Origin of the sequence: Achromobacter sp. F4_2707 (assembly GCF_047501535.1) — a bacterium.
Classification (GTDB): Bacteria; Pseudomonadota; Gammaproteobacteria; order Burkholderiales; family Burkholderiaceae_B; genus Yanghanlia.
Genome location: NZ_JAZDRJ010000005.1, coordinates 1 through 18,282, shown reverse-complemented (window position 1 = coordinate 18,282; position 18,282 = coordinate 1). Strand labels below are relative to the sequence as shown.

The 18,282-nt window shown below is 55.3% G+C and carries 18 protein-coding genes and 2 tRNA genes; 15 read left to right on the top strand and 5 right to left on the bottom strand.

Annotated features, from left to right (window positions below; all coding sequences use genetic code 11):
- Window positions 1–190 precede the first annotated feature (190 nt).
- The gene (locus VRY85_RS06155) at window positions 191–448 is read left to right on the top strand and encodes a hypothetical protein (protein ID WP_414597734.1); all 258 of its coding nucleotides are present in this window, start codon (window positions 191–193) and stop codon (window positions 446–448) included.
- A 99-nt stretch (window positions 449–547) separates the two neighbouring features.
- Here VRY85_RS06155 and VRY85_RS06150 read toward each other — a convergent pair whose 3' ends face one another.
- Window positions 548–1,519 carry a chemotaxis protein gene (locus VRY85_RS06150; RefSeq protein ID WP_414597733.1) on the bottom strand — a complete coding sequence of 324 codons (972 nt, stop codon included), beginning with the start codon at window positions 1,517–1,519 and terminating at the stop codon, window positions 548–550.
- A gap of 275 nt (window positions 1,520–1,794) precedes the next feature.
- Between VRY85_RS06150 and VRY85_RS06145 the strand changes: the two genes are divergently transcribed.
- Window positions 1,795–2,178 (top strand): RNA-binding S4 domain-containing protein, encoded by a 384-nt coding sequence (locus tag VRY85_RS06145; RefSeq protein WP_414597732.1) that lies wholly within the window; start codon window positions 1,795–1,797, stop codon window positions 2,176–2,178.
- Between the two features lie 243 nt (window positions 2,179–2,421).
- On the opposite strand, the gene VRY85_RS06140 is transcribed toward VRY85_RS06145, so the two are convergent.
- Window positions 2,422–2,509: transfer RNA gene (locus VRY85_RS06140), tRNA-Ser, on the bottom strand.
- 119 nt (window positions 2,510–2,628) lie between these two features.
- Here VRY85_RS06140 and VRY85_RS06135 point away from each other — a divergent pair.
- The 5 genes from VRY85_RS06135 (at window position 2,629) to VRY85_RS06115 (ending at window position 6,623) form a co-directional block, all read left to right on the top strand.
- Window positions 2,629–3,606, top strand: coding sequence for an NAD(P)H-quinone oxidoreductase (locus tag VRY85_RS06135; protein ID WP_414597731.1), 978 nt, complete (start codon window positions 2,629–2,631; stop codon window positions 3,604–3,606).
- Window positions 3,607–3,744: 138 nt separating this feature from the next.
- Window positions 3,745–4,491 (top strand): triose-phosphate isomerase, encoded by a 747-nt coding sequence (gene tpiA, locus VRY85_RS06130; RefSeq protein ID WP_414597730.1) that lies wholly within the window; start codon window positions 3,745–3,747, stop codon window positions 4,489–4,491.
- A gap of 19 nt (window positions 4,492–4,510) precedes the next feature.
- Entirely contained in the window at window positions 4,511–5,029 is a 519-nt protein-coding gene (secG, locus tag VRY85_RS06125) for a preprotein translocase subunit SecG (protein ID WP_414597729.1), read from the top strand.
- Window positions 5,030–5,085: 56 nt separating this feature from the next.
- Window positions 5,086–5,170: transfer RNA gene (locus VRY85_RS06120), tRNA-Leu, on the top strand.
- A 187-nt stretch (window positions 5,171–5,357) separates the two neighbouring features.
- The gene (locus VRY85_RS06115) at window positions 5,358–6,623 is read left to right on the top strand and encodes a tyrosine-type recombinase/integrase (RefSeq protein ID WP_180154503.1); all 1,266 of its coding nucleotides are present in this window, start codon (window positions 5,358–5,360) and stop codon (window positions 6,621–6,623) included.
- Between the two features lie 9 nt (window positions 6,624–6,632).
- Here VRY85_RS06115 and VRY85_RS06110 read toward each other — a convergent pair whose 3' ends face one another.
- Window positions 6,633–7,244 carry a helix-turn-helix transcriptional regulator gene (locus VRY85_RS06110; protein ID WP_246436896.1) on the bottom strand — a complete coding sequence of 204 codons (612 nt, stop codon included), beginning with the start codon at window positions 7,242–7,244 and terminating at the stop codon, window positions 6,633–6,635.
- Between the two features lie 307 nt (window positions 7,245–7,551).
- Window positions 7,552–7,905: a helix-turn-helix domain-containing protein gene (locus VRY85_RS06105; RefSeq protein WP_414597728.1), complete on the bottom strand. Its 354-nt coding sequence runs from the start codon at window positions 7,903–7,905 to the stop codon at window positions 7,552–7,554.
- Window positions 7,906–8,643: 738 nt separating this feature from the next.
- Here VRY85_RS06105 and VRY85_RS06100 point away from each other — a divergent pair.
- The 3 genes from VRY85_RS06100 to VRY85_RS06090 all read left to right on the top strand — a co-directional run bounded on the left by VRY85_RS06100 (window position 8,644) and on the right by VRY85_RS06090 (window position 11,610).
- On the top strand, window positions 8,644–10,650 hold the full coding sequence (locus VRY85_RS06100) for a ParB N-terminal domain-containing protein (protein WP_414597727.1): 2,007 nt from the start codon (window positions 8,644–8,646) through the stop codon (window positions 10,648–10,650).
- Complete coding sequence (locus VRY85_RS06095; RefSeq protein WP_414597726.1) at window positions 10,586–10,927, top strand: DUF4113 domain-containing protein; 342 nt, start codon at window positions 10,586–10,588, stop codon at window positions 10,925–10,927. The genes VRY85_RS06100 and VRY85_RS06095 overlap by 65 nt, the downstream gene beginning before the upstream one ends.
- Before the next feature lie 275 nt (window positions 10,928–11,202).
- Window positions 11,203–11,610 carry a hypothetical protein gene (locus VRY85_RS06090; RefSeq protein ID WP_414597725.1) on the top strand — a complete coding sequence of 136 codons (408 nt, stop codon included), beginning with the start codon at window positions 11,203–11,205 and terminating at the stop codon, window positions 11,608–11,610.
- A 183-nt stretch (window positions 11,611–11,793) separates the two neighbouring features.
- On the opposite strand, the gene VRY85_RS06085 is transcribed toward VRY85_RS06090, so the two are convergent.
- The gene (locus VRY85_RS06085; RefSeq protein WP_180154498.1) at window positions 11,794–12,189 is read right to left on the bottom strand and encodes a diacylglycerol kinase; all 396 of its coding nucleotides are present in this window, start codon (window positions 12,187–12,189) and stop codon (window positions 11,794–11,796) included.
- Between the two features lie 583 nt (window positions 12,190–12,772).
- Between VRY85_RS06085 and VRY85_RS06080 the strand changes: the two genes are divergently transcribed.
- The 5 genes from VRY85_RS06080 to VRY85_RS06060 all read left to right on the top strand — a co-directional run bounded on the left by VRY85_RS06080 (window position 12,773) and on the right by VRY85_RS06060 (window position 18,195).
- Window positions 12,773–13,636 carry a glycosyltransferase family 2 protein gene (locus VRY85_RS06080; protein WP_414597724.1) on the top strand — a complete coding sequence of 288 codons (864 nt, stop codon included), beginning with the start codon at window positions 12,773–12,775 and terminating at the stop codon, window positions 13,634–13,636.
- Between the two features lie 136 nt (window positions 13,637–13,772).
- On the top strand, window positions 13,773–14,480 hold the full coding sequence (locus VRY85_RS06075) for a response regulator transcription factor (protein ID WP_180154496.1): 708 nt from the start codon (window positions 13,773–13,775) through the stop codon (window positions 14,478–14,480).
- Window positions 14,481–14,596: 116 nt separating this feature from the next.
- Entirely contained in the window at window positions 14,597–15,757 is a 1,161-nt protein-coding gene (locus VRY85_RS06070; protein WP_414597723.1) for a sensor histidine kinase, read from the top strand.
- Entirely contained in the window at window positions 15,739–17,622 is a 1,884-nt protein-coding gene (locus tag VRY85_RS06065) for an LTA synthase family protein (RefSeq protein ID WP_414597722.1), read from the top strand. The genes VRY85_RS06070 and VRY85_RS06065 overlap by 19 nt, the downstream gene beginning before the upstream one ends.
- A gap of 189 nt (window positions 17,623–17,811) precedes the next feature.
- The gene (locus VRY85_RS06060; protein WP_414597721.1) at window positions 17,812–18,195 is read left to right on the top strand and encodes a GtrA family protein; all 384 of its coding nucleotides are present in this window, start codon (window positions 17,812–17,814) and stop codon (window positions 18,193–18,195) included.
- The last annotated feature ends 87 nt before the right edge of the window (window positions 18,196–18,282 follow it).

The following is an 18,282-nucleotide window of genomic DNA, read 5'->3' as shown; positions in this document are numbered from 1 at the left end:
AGAGCTTGGGAAGAGTCAGCACACCATGGGCCTGAGGCAGCAGCGGTTAAAGGCATGTGGAAAAGCTTGCAACACGGCTATTCCCCCAGGCGCATTGGTCGTGTTTTAACGAATCTTTGCCCTTGTCATCGATCTTTACCCCCGTGGCCTGCTATAAATAGGCTATTGATTTTTTGCAGGGCTGGGAAATATGTCGATTCAAACTGTATGCCGCTTAGGCTTGGCATTGTGCGTGGCGGCCGTTGTAGCGGGGTGCTCTTCAACCAACCCGGGCGTGGCCGAACATAGCGGTGACGCGCGTGTGGTGACTACCAGCCTGGAATGTCGTTGGAACCGCAGCGCCTGCATTTATGAGGGGCGTTACGAAAGCGGGGAACGGGCTTACGCGGAAGACGAGGCCCGGCGCTTGAATCAGGCCTCTCTCGACCGGCTGCGCCGCGTCCGCTAAGGCGGCGCCTTCACTTGGTTATATGGGGCGGCGGGGCTGCCCCTATACGGTGGGCTTACCGCCCCCTATGGCAGGGGGGGGCTGCGCAGTACCGCTTGTTCAATAAGGGCGAGCCGCATTAAGCGAATGCTCAATGGCTTCGGCCAATTCATTGACTTCAAACTTCGCCACATAGGCATCAGCACCCACTTTGCGCACATGCTCTTCGTTAGCATTACCCGATAGCGAGGAGTGAATAATCACCGGCATATTTCTCATGTAGTCGGTTGCGCGGATATTACGTGTCAAAGTGAAGCCATCCATTTCCGGCATTTCCAAATCGGTCAGCACAAAACTGATTTTGTCGGAAATGGGCACATTTTCTGCCTGTGCCTGAGCAGCAATGGTCTGGATTTTGTCCCAAGCAGACTGCCCAGTGATATGCATATCGTAGGGGATGCCCATTGCATCCAGGCTGTTTTCCAGCAGCGTACGCGCAACTTTGGAATCGTCCGCCACAATGGCAATCGCACCCGGCTTGTATTTGAAACGTTTGTTCTTTATTTCGTCTACACGCCCTGAACGATCGCCCGGAATAAAGTCGAACAGAATCTGTTCAACGTCCAAAATCAACGCCATACGACCGCTATCCAGGTTCTCGGAGTCCAGGCGTGCCATGCTCATGGTATAGCCGCCCCCGATCCCCGTCTCTGCTGTCAGCACTTGGTTCCAGTCCAGTCGCACGATATCGTCTACAGATTCCACCGCAAACGCTTGAGTGCTGCGTGCATATTCGGTAATCAGCAGGATGTTCAAGCCGGTGCGGGGTGTGCAGCCAACCACCGCAGGCAAGTCAATAACAGGCAGAATTTTCCCGCGTACGTCAATCATGCCCAGCATGGGTGGCGCCATACCGGCAGCTTGAATGAGCGGCACCATAGGCATGATTTCGCTCAGTTTGAAGACATTGATGCCAAAAAGTTCTGAGCGGTCGCTGGCGGGTGGAGTGCCCAACTGGAACAATAACAACTCAAACTTGTTGGCAGAAGTCAGGTTGGTTCGCTCTTCAATGTCTTTCTGAAAATTTTCCATATAGTGCTCTGATACCCTTCAAAGGCTTGACCCCATGCCTGTGCACAAGCCTCGCCGGTAGCGGCAGGGTTATGCGAGGCAAGTTAAATACGGAGCTCGAAGTACCCCGTATGCTGTGAGAGAAGAACCCGCCCATGCGACCGATGTCCTTCACTGCGAACCCGCTAGAATTAGATCTCTAATTGTAACGATATTGTTGCATTGTGCTTTACATACAAAATAATGTGTTCTATATGGCACAGATAATAGAACGTTTCGTGTGTTAGCTTTGTGTCATGGATGAAAAACTCAGGTTAGATAAATGGTTGTGGGCTGCAAGGTTCTACAAAACACGCGCCCTGGCGGTCGATGAAATCGGCAAGGGTCGTGTACAGGTTAACGGCCAGACAGCCAAGCCCGCCCGTGAAGTCCGGGCAGGAGATGTGCTGGTGATCAAAAAGGGAGACCCGCCCATTGAAGTCGTGGTGCGCGGTATCAGCCGTGTGCGCGGCCCGGCGCCGGTGGCACAACAACTTTACGAGGAAACGCCCGAGAGTGCAGCGCGCCGGGCGCGGGCAGCCGAAATGCGTCGCTTGGCGCCCGAACCTTCACACAGTTACGAAGACGGCCGCCCCACCAAGCGCGACCGCCGCATTCTGGCGGCCATTCGGGGCAAATAACAGCGGCCACACTAAACGAGTACCTGCCCGCCTTCATGCCGGGGGGGGGCTTACCGCGAACTGTCTGAGAGCTTCAGTATTTTGACCAGGGCGGTGCGGAAGATGTGCCAGAGACAGGCGCGCTATCAGACTGCTATACGGGATAAGGCGGAGCCTTGATCTGATGGCGAATAATGGAGTGGGTACTGCAACGGCGGGGGGGTACAGCGATGCGCCTTGTGGGGCGCGTGATGACTGAGTTCTTGGCGGAAGCGGTGAGATTCGAACTCACGAAGGGTTGCCCCTTGCCGGTTTTCAAGACCGGTGCCTTCAACCACTCGGCCACGCTTCCTTACGAAGTCGTGAAGTTTAGCATTATGTGCGCGCTTGTGTGAGCCGATCGCGACTTTACGTTATTTTATAGGGTCATAATAAGCGTTTTGCCGTAACACCTTCGAGACAGGAGTCAAAATGAAAGCAGTGGAAATCTCGCAGCCAGGTGCGCCTGAGGTTTTGAAGCCCGTAGAGCGTCCCATACCCGAAGCCGGGCCTGGCGAGGTTCTCATTAAAGTAACTGCCGCAGGGGTTAACCGTCCCGATGTGTTCCAGCGCAAGGGTGGGTATCCACCGCCTCCCGGGGCGTCCGATCTCCCCGGCCTGGAAGTTGCCGGCGAAATCGTGAGCGGCGATGCCCAAGCCGGCGGTTTCAGGGTGGGCGATAAAGTCTGCGCTTTGGTGGCAGGCGGCGGCTACGCTGAATATTGCGTGGCGCCAGTGGAGCAGTGTCTGCCGATTCCTGCCGGCTTGAGTGACATCGAAGCGGCCGGCTTGCCGGAAACCTATTTCACGGTATGGAGCAATGTGTTTGATCGCGGCCAGCTGGCAGAAGGCGAAACACTGCTGGTACATGGTGGCGCAAGCGGTATTGGTACGACTGCAGTGCAACTGGCCAAAGCCATGGGCAATAAGGTGATCTTTACAGCGGGGAGCGACGACCGCGTACGCGCCGTTGAAGACCTGGGAGCAGACTTAGGCATTAACTACCGCGAAAAAGATTTCGTTGAAGAAGTTAAGAAAGCGACCGATGGCCGTGGCGCCGATGTGATTCTCGATATGGTGGCAGGCGATTATGTCGCCCGCAATATCAAATGCCTGGCCGATGACGGCCGCATTGTCATCATCGCGCTGCTGGGTGGCGTCAAGGGCGAAATCAATGCCTCCGACGTCATGCGCCGCCGCCTCACCATCACAGGTTCCACCCTGCGCCCCCGTCCCGTCGCTTTTAAGGGCGAGATTGCCAAAAAATTGCGCGAACACGCCTGGCCGCTGTTGGAGTCAGGGAAAATCCGCCCCATCATCCATGCGACTTTCCCTCTGGAAGAAGCCTGGAAAGCTCACGCCATGATGGAAGCGGGCGACAACATCGGAAAAATCATCCTGGTTCCCTGATCCCTTCACTGGCGAATCCCCCTTCTTGTCGTGTTTGGCATGCAAGAAGGGGCATACAAGCACCCCTGATCCAAGGTACAATGCCGGGTTAATCCAATTTAACCAGGTCATGGTTGCCTGGCTATTTTTGTTACCTGTATGGTCGATTCTTCTCGTAAACGCCTAGTCATCGGCAACTGGAAAATGCACGGTGATGCGGCGTTCAATTCGGAACTGCTCGCGGGTCTGCGTGCAGGCATTGCTGGTGTACAGCAGTGCGATCTGGCCGTGTGCGTGCCGTTTCCCTATCTGTATCAGGTGCGGTCGCTGCTTGAAGGCACCGGCGTCAGTTGGGGGGCGCAAGATGTCAGCCCTCACGAAAAGGGCGCCTACACGGGGGAAGTTGCGGCAGCAATGCTGGCCGATTTCGCCTGTTCGTGGGTGCTGGTTGGGCATTCCGAAAGGCGCAGCGGCCATGGTGAAACCGACTCTCTCGTCGCTGAAAAAGCCGCTGCCGCTCTGGCGGCAGGCATCGCACCGGTGGTTTGTGTGGGCGAAACCCTGCAGGAACACGAAGCCGGCCAGGCGCTGGAAGTTGTAAGTCGTCAGCTTGCACCGGTTTTGGCATTGGGTGCGGAAGCCCTGGCCAAGCTGGTTATCGCATACGAGCCTGTTTGGGCGATCGGCACCGGCCTTACCGCCACGCCTGAACAAGCACAAGAAGTACATGCCCACATCCGCCAACAGCTGGAAGCTGCTGGGGCAGGGCAGGTACGCATTTTGTATGGTGGCAGTGTTAAAGGTTCTAACGCGGCCAGCCTGTTTGTCATGCCCGACATCGACGGCGCCCTAGTGGGGGGCGCTTCGCTGGCGGCAACTGAATTTTTAAGCATAGCGGCCGCCTGAGGCCACGGAGTAATTCTTCATGGAATGGTTGTCTCCCATCTTGATGGCAGTCCAGGTCATCTCATCACTTGGCGTCATCGTGCTGGTGCTTTTGCAGCAAGGTAAGGGCGCAGACATGGGCTCTGCATTTGGCAGCGGCTCTGCCGGCAGTTTGTTTGGTGCTGCGGGTGCTGCAAACTTTCTTTCGCGTACCACCAAATGGGTGGCTATCGCGTTCTTCGCCTCAACAGCGGCTTTGGCCTGGTTGTCGCACCAACCGCAACGCGGTGTGGTAGATTCCGGCGTCATGCAGGGCTTTGAAGTCCCTCAGGTACCGGGTTCCGCACCCGCAGCATCTGAAACCAGCGTACCCGCTGTGCCTTCGGTGCCCGCAGCCGTTCCTGCTCCCGCTGATGCCGCCGTGCCTGCGGCGCCCGAAACGCCCGCAGCTTCCGCCGAAACGGCTACGCCCGCCGTACCGGAAGCGCCTGCGGTCGAGGCGCCTTCTGCTGAAGCCTCTGTGCCCAATGCTACAGCTCCTGAACAAAATTCAAATTAAAATTTAGTTTTGCTTGAATTTGGCAAAGAATATATGTTAATATCTTTGTCTTCACCGCCGTCGTGGTGGAATTGGTAGACACGCTATCTTGAGGGGGTAGTGGCGAAAGCTGTGCGAGTTCGAGTCTCGCCGACGGCACCACAGTTAAAAACCAGGTTGTTTCATAACAGCTTGAGAAGTACCGGAAACCCGCATGAACATTAGGTTTGTGCGGGTTTTTTGCGTTCAGGGCGTCTCATGGGGTTTCAGTAAATCCCGCGTTTTTGGGTACTTGTTTGGGTACTTTATAATTCAGGTACCCAAACTATGCCCACTTTGAGACAAATCCATGCCAAAACTAGCTTCGCAGTTGACAGAATTGGTGGCCAGCAAGGCGAAGCCGAAGAAAACGGCATACACCCTTGCATCGGGTCAGGGACTGCATTTGCTCGTGCTGCCTAGCGGATTGAAGCAGTGGCAGGTCCGATACCGTGAACAGGATGGACGCCGTGGAAAGAGAATTGTGGGCGTCTATCCAGAGATGGGTATAGCGGCGGCTCATCAGGCGGCTGCTGAACTTCATCAGCGAGTCCGTATGGGACAGCCGGTGGAGGGTTTTTATGACCGTCTCAAGATAGAACGTGAAGCGCTTACACAGGAAGAAATTCAGCAAAGGCTGGAAGCGGAAGAAGCGCGCAAGCACTCGTTCACTGTGGTTTCAGATGCCTGGCTGGAGAGTCGGAAATCCGGTTGGGCGCCTGCCACCTATACGAAATCAGTTTTCATTGTTCAGAAACGCCTGCAGCCAATGCTTGGCGACCTGGATATGAGAACAATGGCCAGCAAGGATGTCGTCCCGGTTTTGGTGGATTTGGCAACGACGACGCCTTCCATCGCTATTAAGGCTCGCCAGTGCCTGAATGGCGTTGTCGATTACTGTATCGTTCGCGGCATTCGCGGAGATGATCAGGTTCTTCGGTTGCAGCGGGCATTGCCCCGGCATCGGGGAGGTCATATTCCCGCTGTGACGAAAATACAAGGGGTGGGGCCGTTGATGCGTGCCATTCTGTCCTACGAGGGGCGGGTGGTGCGCGGTGGCCTGCTGTTGGCCGCCTATACGGCCTGCAGGCCGGGGGTAGTTGCTTCTGCACGTTGGGCTGAGATAGACCTGGATCATGCGGAATGGTGCATTCCGGCCGATAAGATGAAAACCCGGATTGAGCATATCGTCAGTCTGCCAAAGCAGGCGGTGGCGATGCTGGATGAGATGCGCCAGTATGGGGGAGGCGAGTACGTCTTTCCGGGGGTCGGGAAGCGGGGCAACCCCCACTTGCACCGCGATGCGCTGAGCAAGGCTTTGCGAGATATGGGGTTTCAGGGGCAACATGCGACCCATGGGTTCAGGGCCATGTTGCGCACGGTGGCACGTGAGCGTCTGAAGATTGATATTGACGTATTAGAAGCCCAACTGGCTCATGCCAAGGCCGATGAGGTTCAGGCTGCATATGACCGCGCCCGTTTTGAGGACGAGCGCCGGGTGGTCATGCAAGTGTGGGCGGATTTCCTGCACGAGCAGGCTGATTCCGCCAAAGTTCTGCAAATGAAACGGGCTTAGCGTTGCCGATTAGTTCACCAGCGCCTTGTTCCGCTCAATCAACGCATGAACACTAGCTGCAGTGATGCCGCTGGAGCGCTTCCCTATTTTTATGAGCACCAGCTCCCCTTCGTTGACCAGTCGGTAGATGGTTGATCGCGACACGCCCAGCTTTGCCTGTGCCGTGTGTACGCGGTACAGAAGTGCCTCGTCGGGTTGTTTCGGGGCTTGCCTGCTGGGTGACGGGTAGCCAAAGATGCTGTTTGGCATTGCCTGCTCCTTCATATACTCCTCCGTTAGACCTTGGGAAGCACCCTGGGCATCAGGATGCTTTCCAAAGCCGACGCTGTCTGCGCCGTTGCGTCCGGCCCGCCAAGATGCCACGATGGAGGCCGGGTGCTTTGATCGTTCCCAGCAGCGCCCGCCGCTGGCTCCGCTGCTGCGGTTCGTCGGGATGCTGGGAACTGCGGTCTTTGCCGCTGTCATCGACGGATTACGCGCCATCCATCGAATGTGGCCTGCCTTCGGCAGTGCCGGCGTCCGTGTAAACGGATCGTCACTCACGCCTTCCAGTTCGCACCAGTCGCTACCGGCCCGGAAGGGGAATGATTTTTCACCTGCTTTACTCCTACCCAGGTGCATGTCGCCCCGCACGAAGCTGACGACACGGGTAGCCGCGCACTCGCACCGCTCACAGGGAGCAGGGCGCGGTATTTATCGGTGTTTTGTTGTTAAAGAGCAGGCTTGATGTAATCATTACGTATCTATTGAAATCGGTCAATACTAATCTAATACTAAAAAGTCATATCGTTAATGGGAATTGATGTCAATTGGGCTTAATGGGGGAGGGAATGACGCAACAAGGTGCAGCCTGAGCTGTCCAGAGAATGAACGCAGGCATTAAAAAATTGTGGTTTTTCTGCAGGCTATTAGCAGAGAAATTGCAGATTCAGGCGTCTGGGCCTGTCTCATCTGCTTTGCGGGCGTGTTTGTTTAGCTTCAGCTGAATGTAATCGCTGATGTCTTCCTGAACGTGGCTAGGCAGTTCTGCCACGGCACTACGGGAGATAGACGGCCAGGGCCAAGGTTCCTCGAACATTTCCCCTTTGCCAGTGACCAACCATTCAGCGCGCACGTGCAACGCAGCAGCGATCCAAACGATATGCCGTGAGGATTCGCTGCGGCCGCCTTCAATGTGGGCGATAGCACCTTGAGTGAGGGGTGTCTGAACGAGGTTTGCCAGTGCTTCCTGTGTCAGACCGCGTGTGGTGCGTGCAATGCGTAGGCGTTCGCCAATGCTCATGCTGTGTGTGAGTTGGAGGGGTTTTCAGTAGTTAGATACATTATGACAGGCTTCTGAGTCAAAGTATGACTGTAAATAAAAATAAATAACTAATAAATTTGAGGTGTAAAACGTCAGTTTTGCGACATTGTGGCAGGTATTGGATCATAGTGGAACGCACGTTTACCATGCTTTGCGCTTGCGCAGCAGGATTCAGACCCGATGAAATTTAATCACGAGCGTGATGCTTGCAACAGCAGACAGAGCATCTACCCGTCAATCTGTGCGTCTCTGCTTCGCAGACCGCGCTGTTCCAGGTTCGCTGTTCGCTCATCCCTGACGGGACTGGCTGACGCCAGCCTTCCCCATCGCTGACGCCTCCGGCCCGGCTTCCTGACCGGGCCTGCGCGCTTCGCTTGCCTGCTGGCGACACCAAAGACCTGGCTGCTGCCGGCGTAGCCATCTTTCCTGACCTCATCACCTTGTCCGCGACTGTAGCCCGTGGCCGCGTGCCGTCAAGGCGCGCCAGGCCGTGTCCTCGGCTGCGCCTGCGGGCCGCACCTACCTGGCGCTTCTTTCCTTGACGGCTCACGTTCGTGGACTACTGGCCGTCGCGGGCGATGAACTCAGGAAAGACGGTGGCAACGAGGCCAACCGGGTTCTTCGTGCCGACCGCATATCAACAGCAAAAGCGGGCTCCGAATCTTGGAATCCGGTATGCGGTGAACAGCAAACCCTTCAACGTCAGGAGTATTTATCATGAATGCGATCAATCACAGCGAAGTCCAGGCCATTGAAACGGCGAACGAGGACGTAGTCATTCCCGAGCAGAGCAACATCGTGGTGCCGTTGTCGCAGTTGCGCGTGTCCAAGCGCAATGTGCGCAAGATTCGCAGCAGCGGCCCATCCATTGAAGCCCTGGCGGCAAGTATTGCCAGAGTCGGGCTGTTGCAGAACCTGACCGTGGTGCAGGCCCGCGGCGGCAAGTATTACGACGTAGTGGCCGGGGGCCGGCGCCTTGCAGCTTTGAAGCAGTTAGCCAAGGCCAGGCGCATTCCCAAGGAATGGGCGGTGCCGTGCATGTTGGTCGCCAGTGCCGATGCCCGAACCGTCAGCCTGACGGAGAACGTGCAGCGTGAAGCCATGCACCCGGCAGATCAGTTTGAAGCCTTTGCTGCGCTGGTGGCAGAAGGCCAGCCCATCGAAGATATTGCAGCAGACTTTGGTGTCACGCCCCTGGTGGTGCAGCGGCGCCTGAAGCTGGCGAATGTGTCGCGGCGTCTGCTGGCCGACTACCGGGCCGACGCGGTGAGCCTTGAGCAGTTGATGGCGCTTGCCATCACAGATGACCATGCAGCCCAGGAAGCCGCCTTCTACGAAGCGCCCGAATGGCAGCGGCAACCCCATTCTTTGCGGGCCAGACTCACTGAACAGGACATTGACGCGGGCCATGCCCTGGTGCGCTTTGTTGGGCTGGATGCTTATGAAGCGGCCGGTGGCGGTGTTCGTCGTGATCTGTTCGCGCAGGATGACAACGGCACCTATATCACCGATACAGCGCTATTGGACCGGCTGGTGAAGGAAAAGCTTGACAGCCATGCTGCCCAGGTCAAATCTGAGGGGTGGGCTTGGGTGGATGCCACGCCGTCCATGACCCATGCCGATCTTCACGCTTTTCAACGAGCGCCGCGTGAGCGCCGTACTCCGGGCAAGCGGGAAAGCGCACGGATAGAAAAGCTGGAAGCCAGGATGCAGGCCATCGGCGAGGAACTGGATGCCGCGCTGGACAGCGATGACGAAGAAACCGCAGATGCGCTGCAGGAAGAGGGTGACAGTCTGGCTGCGCAGTTGCAAGATTTGGAAGAGCGATTACTGGACTACAACCACACTATCAAGGCGGCGGCGGGTGCCGTTGTGACCATCGACTGGCAGGGGCAGGTGGTGATTCATCGCGGTCTGCTGCGGGAAGCCGAAGCCAAGGCGTTGCGGACTTTGGAGCGGCTGCAGCAAGGGCTGACCGAAGAAGAAAGCAATGGTGGCGATAGTGGGAACGATGACCAGCCCAAGGCGGCTACTATTTCCGACAAACTGGCCCAGCGCCTGAGCGCACACCGTACCGCTGCGCTACAGATCGAACTGGCCCGCAACCCCCAAGCCGCCCTGGCTGCTGTGGTGCATGGCATGGTGCAGACTGTGCTGCGAGTGGGCCGCTATCCCCATTACAGCTTACCGTTAGACATGCGTTTGAACGTACAAAACCGGCTGGACAGCATGGCCCCGGACTGGCCGGAATCGCCCGCTGCGGTGGCTTTGCGCGAGTTGCAACAGGCAGCAGGTGCAGACTTGCCGCAGGATAGCGCCGATCTGTTTGCCGTATTGCTGGCAAAGCCGCAGGATGAACTGCTGCAATTGCTGGCAGTGTGCGCCGCCGCTACAGTAGATGCGGTGATTCACCGCGCCAGCGAGCATCAGCCAGGGGAAGAACTGGCGCAGGCGGTGGGCCTGGACATGGCTGCATGGTGGCAGCCGACCGCCGAAGGTTATTTTCAGCATATTTCCAAGGCCATGATTCTGGATGCCGTGGGTGAGTTCGCACCCGATCAGGCGGCAAGGCTGGAAAAACTAAAGAAGGGTGATCTGGTAAGTGAGGCAGAGCGCCTGGTGGCAGGTACGGGGTGGATGCCTGCTATCTTCCGGGTGGATGCGTTGCAGGAATCTGACTGCGATTCAGGCACTGACGAAATCGCTAATTCCCTCGCTGCGTAAGCCTGACGATAGGCCCGCGCCCCGGTTCCGGCCGGGGCGCTTCGCTGTCCAGTCAGCATCATCCCCAAAGCCTTGGCATTTTTGGGGTCGATGGTCAGAATTCGGGCGTCGCATCGCCGCGCCCGGTCTTCCTCCAGGATATACCCGCTACGAGCGCGACACGGTCAAACTCGCCGGCATCGTGCATGACGAGATTGCTGCTTGGCAGATGCGCCAGGAGCGGATGTCGCCTTCCTATACGACGCGATGGGAAGATTTGGTACAGGTGTGGCGGTAGGCCGTCCTGTGAGCCTTCCGTAAGAAAACCAAAAGGATTCAGAGCCGCGCAAGTCGCGGCTATAGGCGCTCTCCGCGCTGGCGAGCGGCCTTGTCTAAACTACGCGTTTGGAACTTCAGTACTTCTACGCATATTTGTCTCTAAATTTTTGTAATATCTAGCGATGGTTGGAAAAACTAGGGCGGATTTTGATCTGGCGCGACAAAAGGAAGTAGATGCTCTAGCGTGCCGTGCTGACCAGTCACGGGATCACAGTTACGCCGCATGTAGTGGTAATGGAAAAAAGGAAAGTAATCGACATGCTTGGACTAACTCTACGAGATGAGTTTCAAGGCCGGCGCCTCAAAGGGACGGCTATTGAGCTTTCCAACGACTCCAATACGGGCGCGACACAAATCGCCGCACAGCAATTTTTGGGTATTACTTATCCAACTCATGACCTTTTGAAAGGCATTGAAGCTGTGGGTCCTGAGCAAGGGCGGCCAGTCGTCGTGATTGGCGAGCGCGGGCTAGGTAAGTCGCACTTGATGGCGGCGCTCTATCACGCCGTCAATGATGCTGCATCAACAGGTGATTGGCTGCGATCCTGGGCCTCAACCTTGGGCGATCCAAGTGTCTGGGTAGGTCACGCCGGGATTCGGTGCTATTACGCAGAAGAGATTCTTTGGAGGCATCAGCATTAAGATGCTTGACGAGTTTACGTATCCGTCTCCTACCTTTGTGGGTGGCGTTAGCGGCGCCAAGGGTATGGCTGCGGCGCAATGCGCGCCGATTTATCAGGACCTGTTCGTAAATTGAATTTGTTTCCGCGGGTATAGGGCCGCAGACCTTACGGACTATGAAGGTTCGAAAGTTGCAGGTCCGCGCTACTCAAAATGGAAAAAATGAGACAGAAAGACGCCGGTCCAGATCACGATGGTAAACGCAATTGCTAAGAATACTGCAGCACTGCCGAGGTCTTTGGCGCGTCCGATCATGGGATGATGGTCGAGGGTGATTGTGTCTGCGAGGGCTTCGATACTCGAGTTCAGTAATTCAACGATCAGTATCAGAAAAAGCGGGCCGAGGAGTAGAAATATTTCGGTAAGGCTGCGACCGAGCCAGCCGGCTATCGGTATCATCACAATTATCAGAAGCAGCTCTTGACGGAAAGCGGCTTCATGACGGAACGCAGCAGCGAAACCTCTGGTTGAGTAACGTATAGCGTTAAGCAGACGGGCGGGGCCACCTCTGCTCTTGTAAGGGGAAGTATCGGAACTCATTGATTTGTCATCCACTGGTCGGCACTCATTATACGGTCGCATAAGCGCTAAATCCGACGACGTACTTTCTCTTTATACGCGATGAAATCCGCACTGAAAATCTCTGGCAGGAGGCACTGTTCGAGAGGCACTGCGTGGTTGAAGGTGGCGACGCCCGAGAGGCTGATGCAGGAACGTGTTCAGCGACCGCCCTAATAACGACCGAAGTACCGCTCCTCGGGATGCTCTTCAAGGCAGATCGCGATAACGGTAGTGGGCATCGCAGACAGCTTCAGGTGGAGTTGGTATCAGCAACTGAAACGGGGGCTCTTGTTGTCACTGCCTGCTTTTCCGCTACGGCGGGCGTGTGCCTCCGACTGCCAAAGCTATGCTGCATGTGAATTGCAGCATCGTGCCTCGCCCAGCTGTTTTGATATTTATTTGATATTTCATTGATATATGCTTGTTGGTGGCTCCGATATGCTGCTGCACTTCATAACGCATGTCGTAAGATGCCATGAGCTTGCAACGTTACTCTGCTGGGCCATCCGCGATGAAGCGGGAGGGACGTTCGCCCACCGCCGAAACAAGGCAGGAGGGGAGCGTGGAGGTGTCTGTGGTTCTCCCGATGTTCAATGAGGAAGAAGTCGTTCTACGAATGTATCGACGGCTAAAGGCAGTTGCAGAGCAGCTCAATGCGAGGTATGAGCTACTGTTCGTAGATGACGGAAGCAGCGACAGCACTGCAGACACCATACTTGAGATTTCGCTAAACGATGAGTCCGTCACGGGCGTGTTCCTTTCTGGCCATTTCGGCAAAGAGGCGGCTTTACGTGCCGGGCTGGAGTACGCGGCTGGGCAAGCGATCGTCACCATGGACGGTGACCTGCAGGATCCGCCGGAGCTAATTCCCGAAATGGTCCGTGCTTGGCGTTCAGGGGTGGACGTGGTCCGTATGCGCCGACAGTCGCCTACGCCTGATCGCCACTTAGACTTCCTGTTGTACAGCCCAAGGGCAGCCACCGTGCTAAGCCTGGTGGTAAATCGCCAGCGCTACATGAAGGACGTCATCGAATGGGCCGGCCTTAGGGAGACTGTCATCACGTACGAGCGGCAGCCCCGAGTTGCGGGCAGATCCAAGTGGACCGTCGCACAGCTCCTTGGATACTCCCGAGACGGTACGAAGACGCTTTCGAGCGTATGCGCGCGTATCTTAATGCTGATGGGGTTCCTGGGTTTCTTTGCTGGCCTGACATATGCCTGCTACATCCTGATAGCTCCGATCGGTTGGAACGATCCCGCCTCCTTGGTTCCTCTGACGTCAGCCACCCCGCTGCTCTTCGGCGGCTGTGTGTTGTACTTTCTTGGCTGGTTAGCCGAGGGGATGGAGCAAATAGCTCCGCCTATGAGGCATCCCAACTTCTCGATCCGAATGTTTGCGCGTAATGGTCGGATGTCGGCACCGTGACGGACGGCGCGGCTGTACTTGCACGGGCGTCCGCAGCCGTGCGCTGAGGTGAACTGGCTGAATGCGCCCTCATGAAGGGTACAGCGAAGAACTATTTTGGACGCAGGCGAGCAGGCAATTTGGAGAACAGGTCGAAATGAGTACTAAGCACACGATACGAATGCTTATTGTGGAAGATCACGCCGGGCTGGCGACGAACCTCTATGAGTTTTTTTGTGATGATCGTTATATCCTCGACTTTGCTTCCGATGGCCTGACCGCTCTGCATCTCATCGCCACGAACGACTATGACGTCATCGTTTTGGATGTAATGCTTCCGGGCCTTTCTGGCTTTGAAATATGTCGTCGCATCCGACATGATATCCATTCCTCCACGCCGGTCATCATCATGACCTCAAAGGACCAGCTGCAAGATAAGGAAGAGGGCTTTTCGGTAGGGGCAGACGACTATTTGGTTAAACCGTTCAATCTCCGTGAGCTTCAGTTGCGAGTGGACGCCCTCTACCGCCGCAAGGCGGGGTTCTCCAGGACGCCCGAGCTTCGTGTGCCTGGCATAAGTTTTGATCCTGGGAATCTGGTGGTGCGAACAGATAACGGCGAGCAGTTGGAGCTATCTGGAACGGGGGCAAGGATATTTGAGGAACTCATCAAGGCCTATCCCGATCTGCTTTCATATACACAGATTCAGGATGTGGTCTGGGGTGAACGCGAGGTAGATATGAACACATTGCGCACTCACGTGTACTCACTTCGCAAACTACTTCAGGATACTTTCCAGTATCCGATGATAAAAACCATACACGGTCGTGGATATCGGTTGCATCCACCAAGCAAAGTCGCCTGATGAAGCCGAGGTCTATCTCACGGCGTGTCTACCGCGCCATACTGGCCGTCAGTGTAGTTGCTACGCTTTCAATGGTAGTCACAGTGCTTCTAGTCAATGAAGATCTGGAGCACACGATGCTTGATGTCGAATTTGCACAGGAACGTGACTTCATACTGATGAATCACACCGGTGAAGAGGCCTTCATATGGGATACGCCGGAGCTCGCAGTCGTATTTGCTCCCTCTGACGATGTCCACCCCAATGTATTGCCGGAGGTGTTCCAGGGACTGCCCCAGAATTATTCAGCTGAAATAGAACGAGGCGATGAAACTTATCTGGTCGCCGTAGAGAGCGTCAGTGGTGGCGTGCTTTATATTGCGAAAAACATCACCCACTTTGAAAAGCGTGAGGCGCTTTTTGGACTTGCGCTAATAATCATCGCAGTAGTTATTCTAGCCTTCAGCTTGCTGCTCGCAGTGTTCAGCAGTCGGCGAATTGTCAGGCCGCTGAAACTTCTTTCAGAGCGGATCAGCAGAATTCCTGTGGGACCCAACATGCCTCGCATGGAGTCGGACTACAGCGATGTCGAGTTGCACTCCATCGCATTGACATTTAATAGATTCTTGGATGAACTTGAGTCGTACGTGCGCCGCGAGCAGTCTTTGTTGAATCTGGCCAGTCATGAGCTGAGAACGCCTATAGCCGTGATGTCAGGCGCGCTGGAAGTCATCGAGTCCCGTGATCAACTGAACGATAAAGATCGCGCCACACTTTCGCGGGTGCGGAGATCCTGCGATGAGATGAGGGACAACGTCAATATTTTGCTGAAGCTCGCGCGTCGAGAATCAGAGGACAGAGAGCACGAAATCATCGAAGTGAGCCCCGTTGCACGGCGGGTTATCAGTGACCTGAAAGTAAGCCTAAGCGGCACCGACCGAGTAAACCTAAATACAGTTTCTGAGCTTCGTGTGCGGGCTGACCCCGCGATAGTGGCTATGCTCTTGCGTAATATTATTCAGAACGCAGTGCAGCATACAAAAGGTGAGATTCAGGTAACGGTGTCGGAAAAGTCCGTCGAGATAGAAGACAGCGGTACCGGTCTGTCGGCCGACCAGCAGGCGATTCTTATGCGCCAAAAGTCACTTTTGAACGACGGTAGAGCTTTAAGCGGATTGGGCCTTTACATCGTCACCCTGATGGCCGAAAGACTCGACTGGCTGCTTGAAATTACGCAAACAAACGCAAACGGCACAAAGATACGCCTGAATCCCCAGCAATGCGTGAACAAACCCTAATATTTATTCTCTCCAGCTTCGTGTTACTGACGCTGAGCCGTCTGGCGCTCGTTGCGTGGCACTGGCAGCGTGTGAGTGCAGGCGGCGGCCTATGGCCAGTACTGATAGGTGGGCTGCGTATTGACGCGACGCTAGTAGCTATGTTGGCCGCGCTTCCCTTATTGCTATCGCCATGGTTGGGTCATTATCAAGTAGCCGGCATTATCACTACTGCATGGCTTCTGGTCTCTTGGTTCTTACTCGTGCTCTTAGAGGCATCTACACCGCAATTTATTTATGAGTACGATACGCGGCCCAACCGGCTGTATGTTGAGTATCTTAAGCACCCCAAAGAGGTATTCGGCATGCTCTGGAAGGGCTACAAGCTGGCGATCCTGGGCGCATTAGTTCTGATTGTGCTGCTGGTTTCGCTAGGCGTTCAGCTCTTTGGAAGCATACGCACAGATATCCCGCTTCCTTGGTGGCAAGCGCTTCTATCCACCCTCGCGTGCGCACCGTTACTGTTCTTAGTTATCAGGGGGACGCTCAGTCATCGGCCCATTAATCCATCAACCGTTGCCTATTGTGGCGACGGCATGCTTAACACTTTACCGCTCAATTCGTTGTACAGCGTGCTATATGCGGTCTACAGCATAAAGAACGAACGCTCCGCTTCGGACGTCTACGGAAAATTGGAAGAGGAAGAGATCCGTGATGTCGTGAACCGGTGTGCCGGCATCAGCTCCGTGAGCGCCCAAATACCCAGTCTTCATCATCACGAACCGACATGCAAGAGGGCGAGGCCGCTCAATATCGTGATCATAGTGGAAGAGAGCCTGGGGGCGCAGTACGTCAGCAGCCTTGGTGGTGCTGATCTGGCGCCGAATATCGACAGACTATCAGGACAGAGTTGGAATTTTACCCGAACCTATGCAACTGGAACGCGATCAGTGCGGGGCCTCGAGGCTATTGTTGCAGGATTTCCGCCGACTATTTCAGACGCTGTGCTGCGCCTATCTGGCGCGCAACGTAATTTTTTCACCTTGGCGCAGTTGCTTAAGCAGCATGGCTACCGCTCTCGATTCATCTACGGAGGCGAAGCCCACTTTGATAACATGAAAGGCTTTTTCCTCGGTAACGGTTTTGACGAACTTCACGATATCCATACCTTCGAGGCTCCTAACTTTGTTGGGACATGGGGAGCCTCTGACGAAGATATGTTCAACAAGCTCGACACGCTATTGAGAAGCGCGCCGGAACATCCTACATTCACCCTGGCATTTACGGTGAGCAATCACTCGCCATGGGAGTATCCCGCCGGGCGTATCGCGGTAGATGGTGATCCGGCCACCACAGAGAATACGGTCCGGTACGCTGACTGGGCTTTGGGGCAGTTTTTTGAAACGGCCAAATCCTCGTCGTATTGGCAGGATACCGTGTTTCTCGTGGTAGCTGACCACGACTCGAGGGTGCACGGCGCCAATCTCGTCCCGTTGCGGCATTTTCACATTCCGGCTCTCATCCTGGGCGCGGACATTCAGCCTCGACATGACGATCGGGTAATTAGCCAAATCGATCTGCCCACTACCTTGCTATCCCTAGCTGGAATTCAGGGGGATCATCCCATGATTGGACACGATCTCACGCAGGAGGGCGGCGGGCGGGCAATGATGCAGTACGGGGATAATTACGGGTATCTGAAAGGGGGCTCTTTATTGGTTCTCCAGCCGCATCGATCACCCACCCAGTATCGTTATGCGGCCCCGGATGCGTATACGCAAGAGGGCGTGGATCCTTATCTATTGAAGGAATCGCTGAGCCATGTTTTATGGCCGTCCTGGGTATATAAAAATAACTATTACACCCTGCCGGAACTGCAGAAATAAGGTCGGGTCTCTTTTGATAGATTCTTGATCTTTGGTTGACGAATTATTGTCGTTGGAACTCGTATTCTAGCCCTGTTGCTTTACTACAAGCCGGGCTAAGCGTTGTTATCTATTCCAGACCTTTTGCACTCCAGAACCCATCTTTTGAGGCATGGCCAGGCGTTCGTGTCGACCCACGGTAGGCTCGTAGTGCGCTTTTTGGTATTCGGCGGCGCGTCCACAGTCATCCACTGGGCAGTGATGTGGTCGCTTGTCACTATCGGCTTGACTCCGATTGCAGGCACCGCAATCGGGGCGGTCGTCGGTTCCGTCTTCAACTACGCCTTTCAGTTTTTTTGGACTTTCGATGGCGTGGGTCGCCATGACAAGGCGATCCCTATTTACGTATGCACGGTGGCACTGGCATGGGTCGCCAATGCCGGCTTTTACTACGTGCTGACGTCATTCACCGAAATGGGCGTTGCGGTCGCCCAAGTTTCCACGACTATCGCCGTTGCAGCGATGAATTTCATTTTTTACAAAAGGATCGTGTTCCCCCTGCGTCACAATAGATGTCCGCTCGTTTTTCGTTAATATTTGAGGGAGCGGTCGGAGTGAAGAAGTGCCCAGTTACAGCCCAGAATTCAAAGAACAAGCCGTCAGGAAATTGATGCCGCCGCA

Coding starts and splice junctions, on each gene's coding strand:
- VRY85_RS06135 (WP_414597731.1), top strand. CDS start 2,629: ATGAAAGCAGTGGAAATCTCGCAGCCAGGTGCGCCTGAGGTTTTGAAG.
- VRY85_RS06085 (WP_180154498.1), bottom strand. CDS start 12,189: ATGAGTTCCGATACTTCCCCTTACAAGAGCAGAGGTGGCCCCGCCCGT.
- tpiA (WP_414597730.1), top strand. CDS start 3,745: ATGGTCGATTCTTCTCGTAAACGCCTAGTCATCGGCAACTGGAAAATG.
- VRY85_RS06110 (WP_246436896.1), bottom strand. CDS start 7,244: ATGCACCTGGGTAGGAGTAAAGCAGGTGAAAAATCATTCCCCTTCCGG.
- VRY85_RS06065 (WP_414597722.1), top strand. CDS start 15,739: ATGCGTGAACAAACCCTAATATTTATTCTCTCCAGCTTCGTGTTACTG.
- VRY85_RS06155 (WP_414597734.1), top strand. CDS start 191: ATGTCGATTCAAACTGTATGCCGCTTAGGCTTGGCATTGTGCGTGGCG.
- VRY85_RS06105 (WP_414597728.1), bottom strand. CDS start 7,905: ATGAGCATTGGCGAACGCCTACGCATTGCACGCACCACACGCGGTCTG.
- VRY85_RS06145 (WP_414597732.1), top strand. CDS start 1,795: ATGGATGAAAAACTCAGGTTAGATAAATGGTTGTGGGCTGCAAGGTTC.
- VRY85_RS06090 (WP_414597725.1), top strand. CDS start 11,203: ATGGAAAAAAGGAAAGTAATCGACATGCTTGGACTAACTCTACGAGAT.
- secG (WP_414597729.1), top strand. CDS start 4,511: ATGGAATGGTTGTCTCCCATCTTGATGGCAGTCCAGGTCATCTCATCA.
- VRY85_RS06100 (WP_414597727.1), top strand. CDS start 8,644: ATGAATGCGATCAATCACAGCGAAGTCCAGGCCATTGAAACGGCGAAC.
- VRY85_RS06115 (WP_180154503.1), top strand. CDS start 5,358: ATGCCAAAACTAGCTTCGCAGTTGACAGAATTGGTGGCCAGCAAGGCG.
- VRY85_RS06075 (WP_180154496.1), top strand. CDS start 13,773: ATGAGTACTAAGCACACGATACGAATGCTTATTGTGGAAGATCACGCC.
- VRY85_RS06070 (WP_414597723.1), top strand. CDS start 14,597: ATGCTTGATGTCGAATTTGCACAGGAACGTGACTTCATACTGATGAAT.
- VRY85_RS06095 (WP_414597726.1), top strand. CDS start 10,586: ATGCGTTGCAGGAATCTGACTGCGATTCAGGCACTGACGAAATCGCTA.
- VRY85_RS06150 (WP_414597733.1), bottom strand. CDS start 1,519: ATGGAAAATTTTCAGAAAGACATTGAAGAGCGAACCAACCTGACTTCT.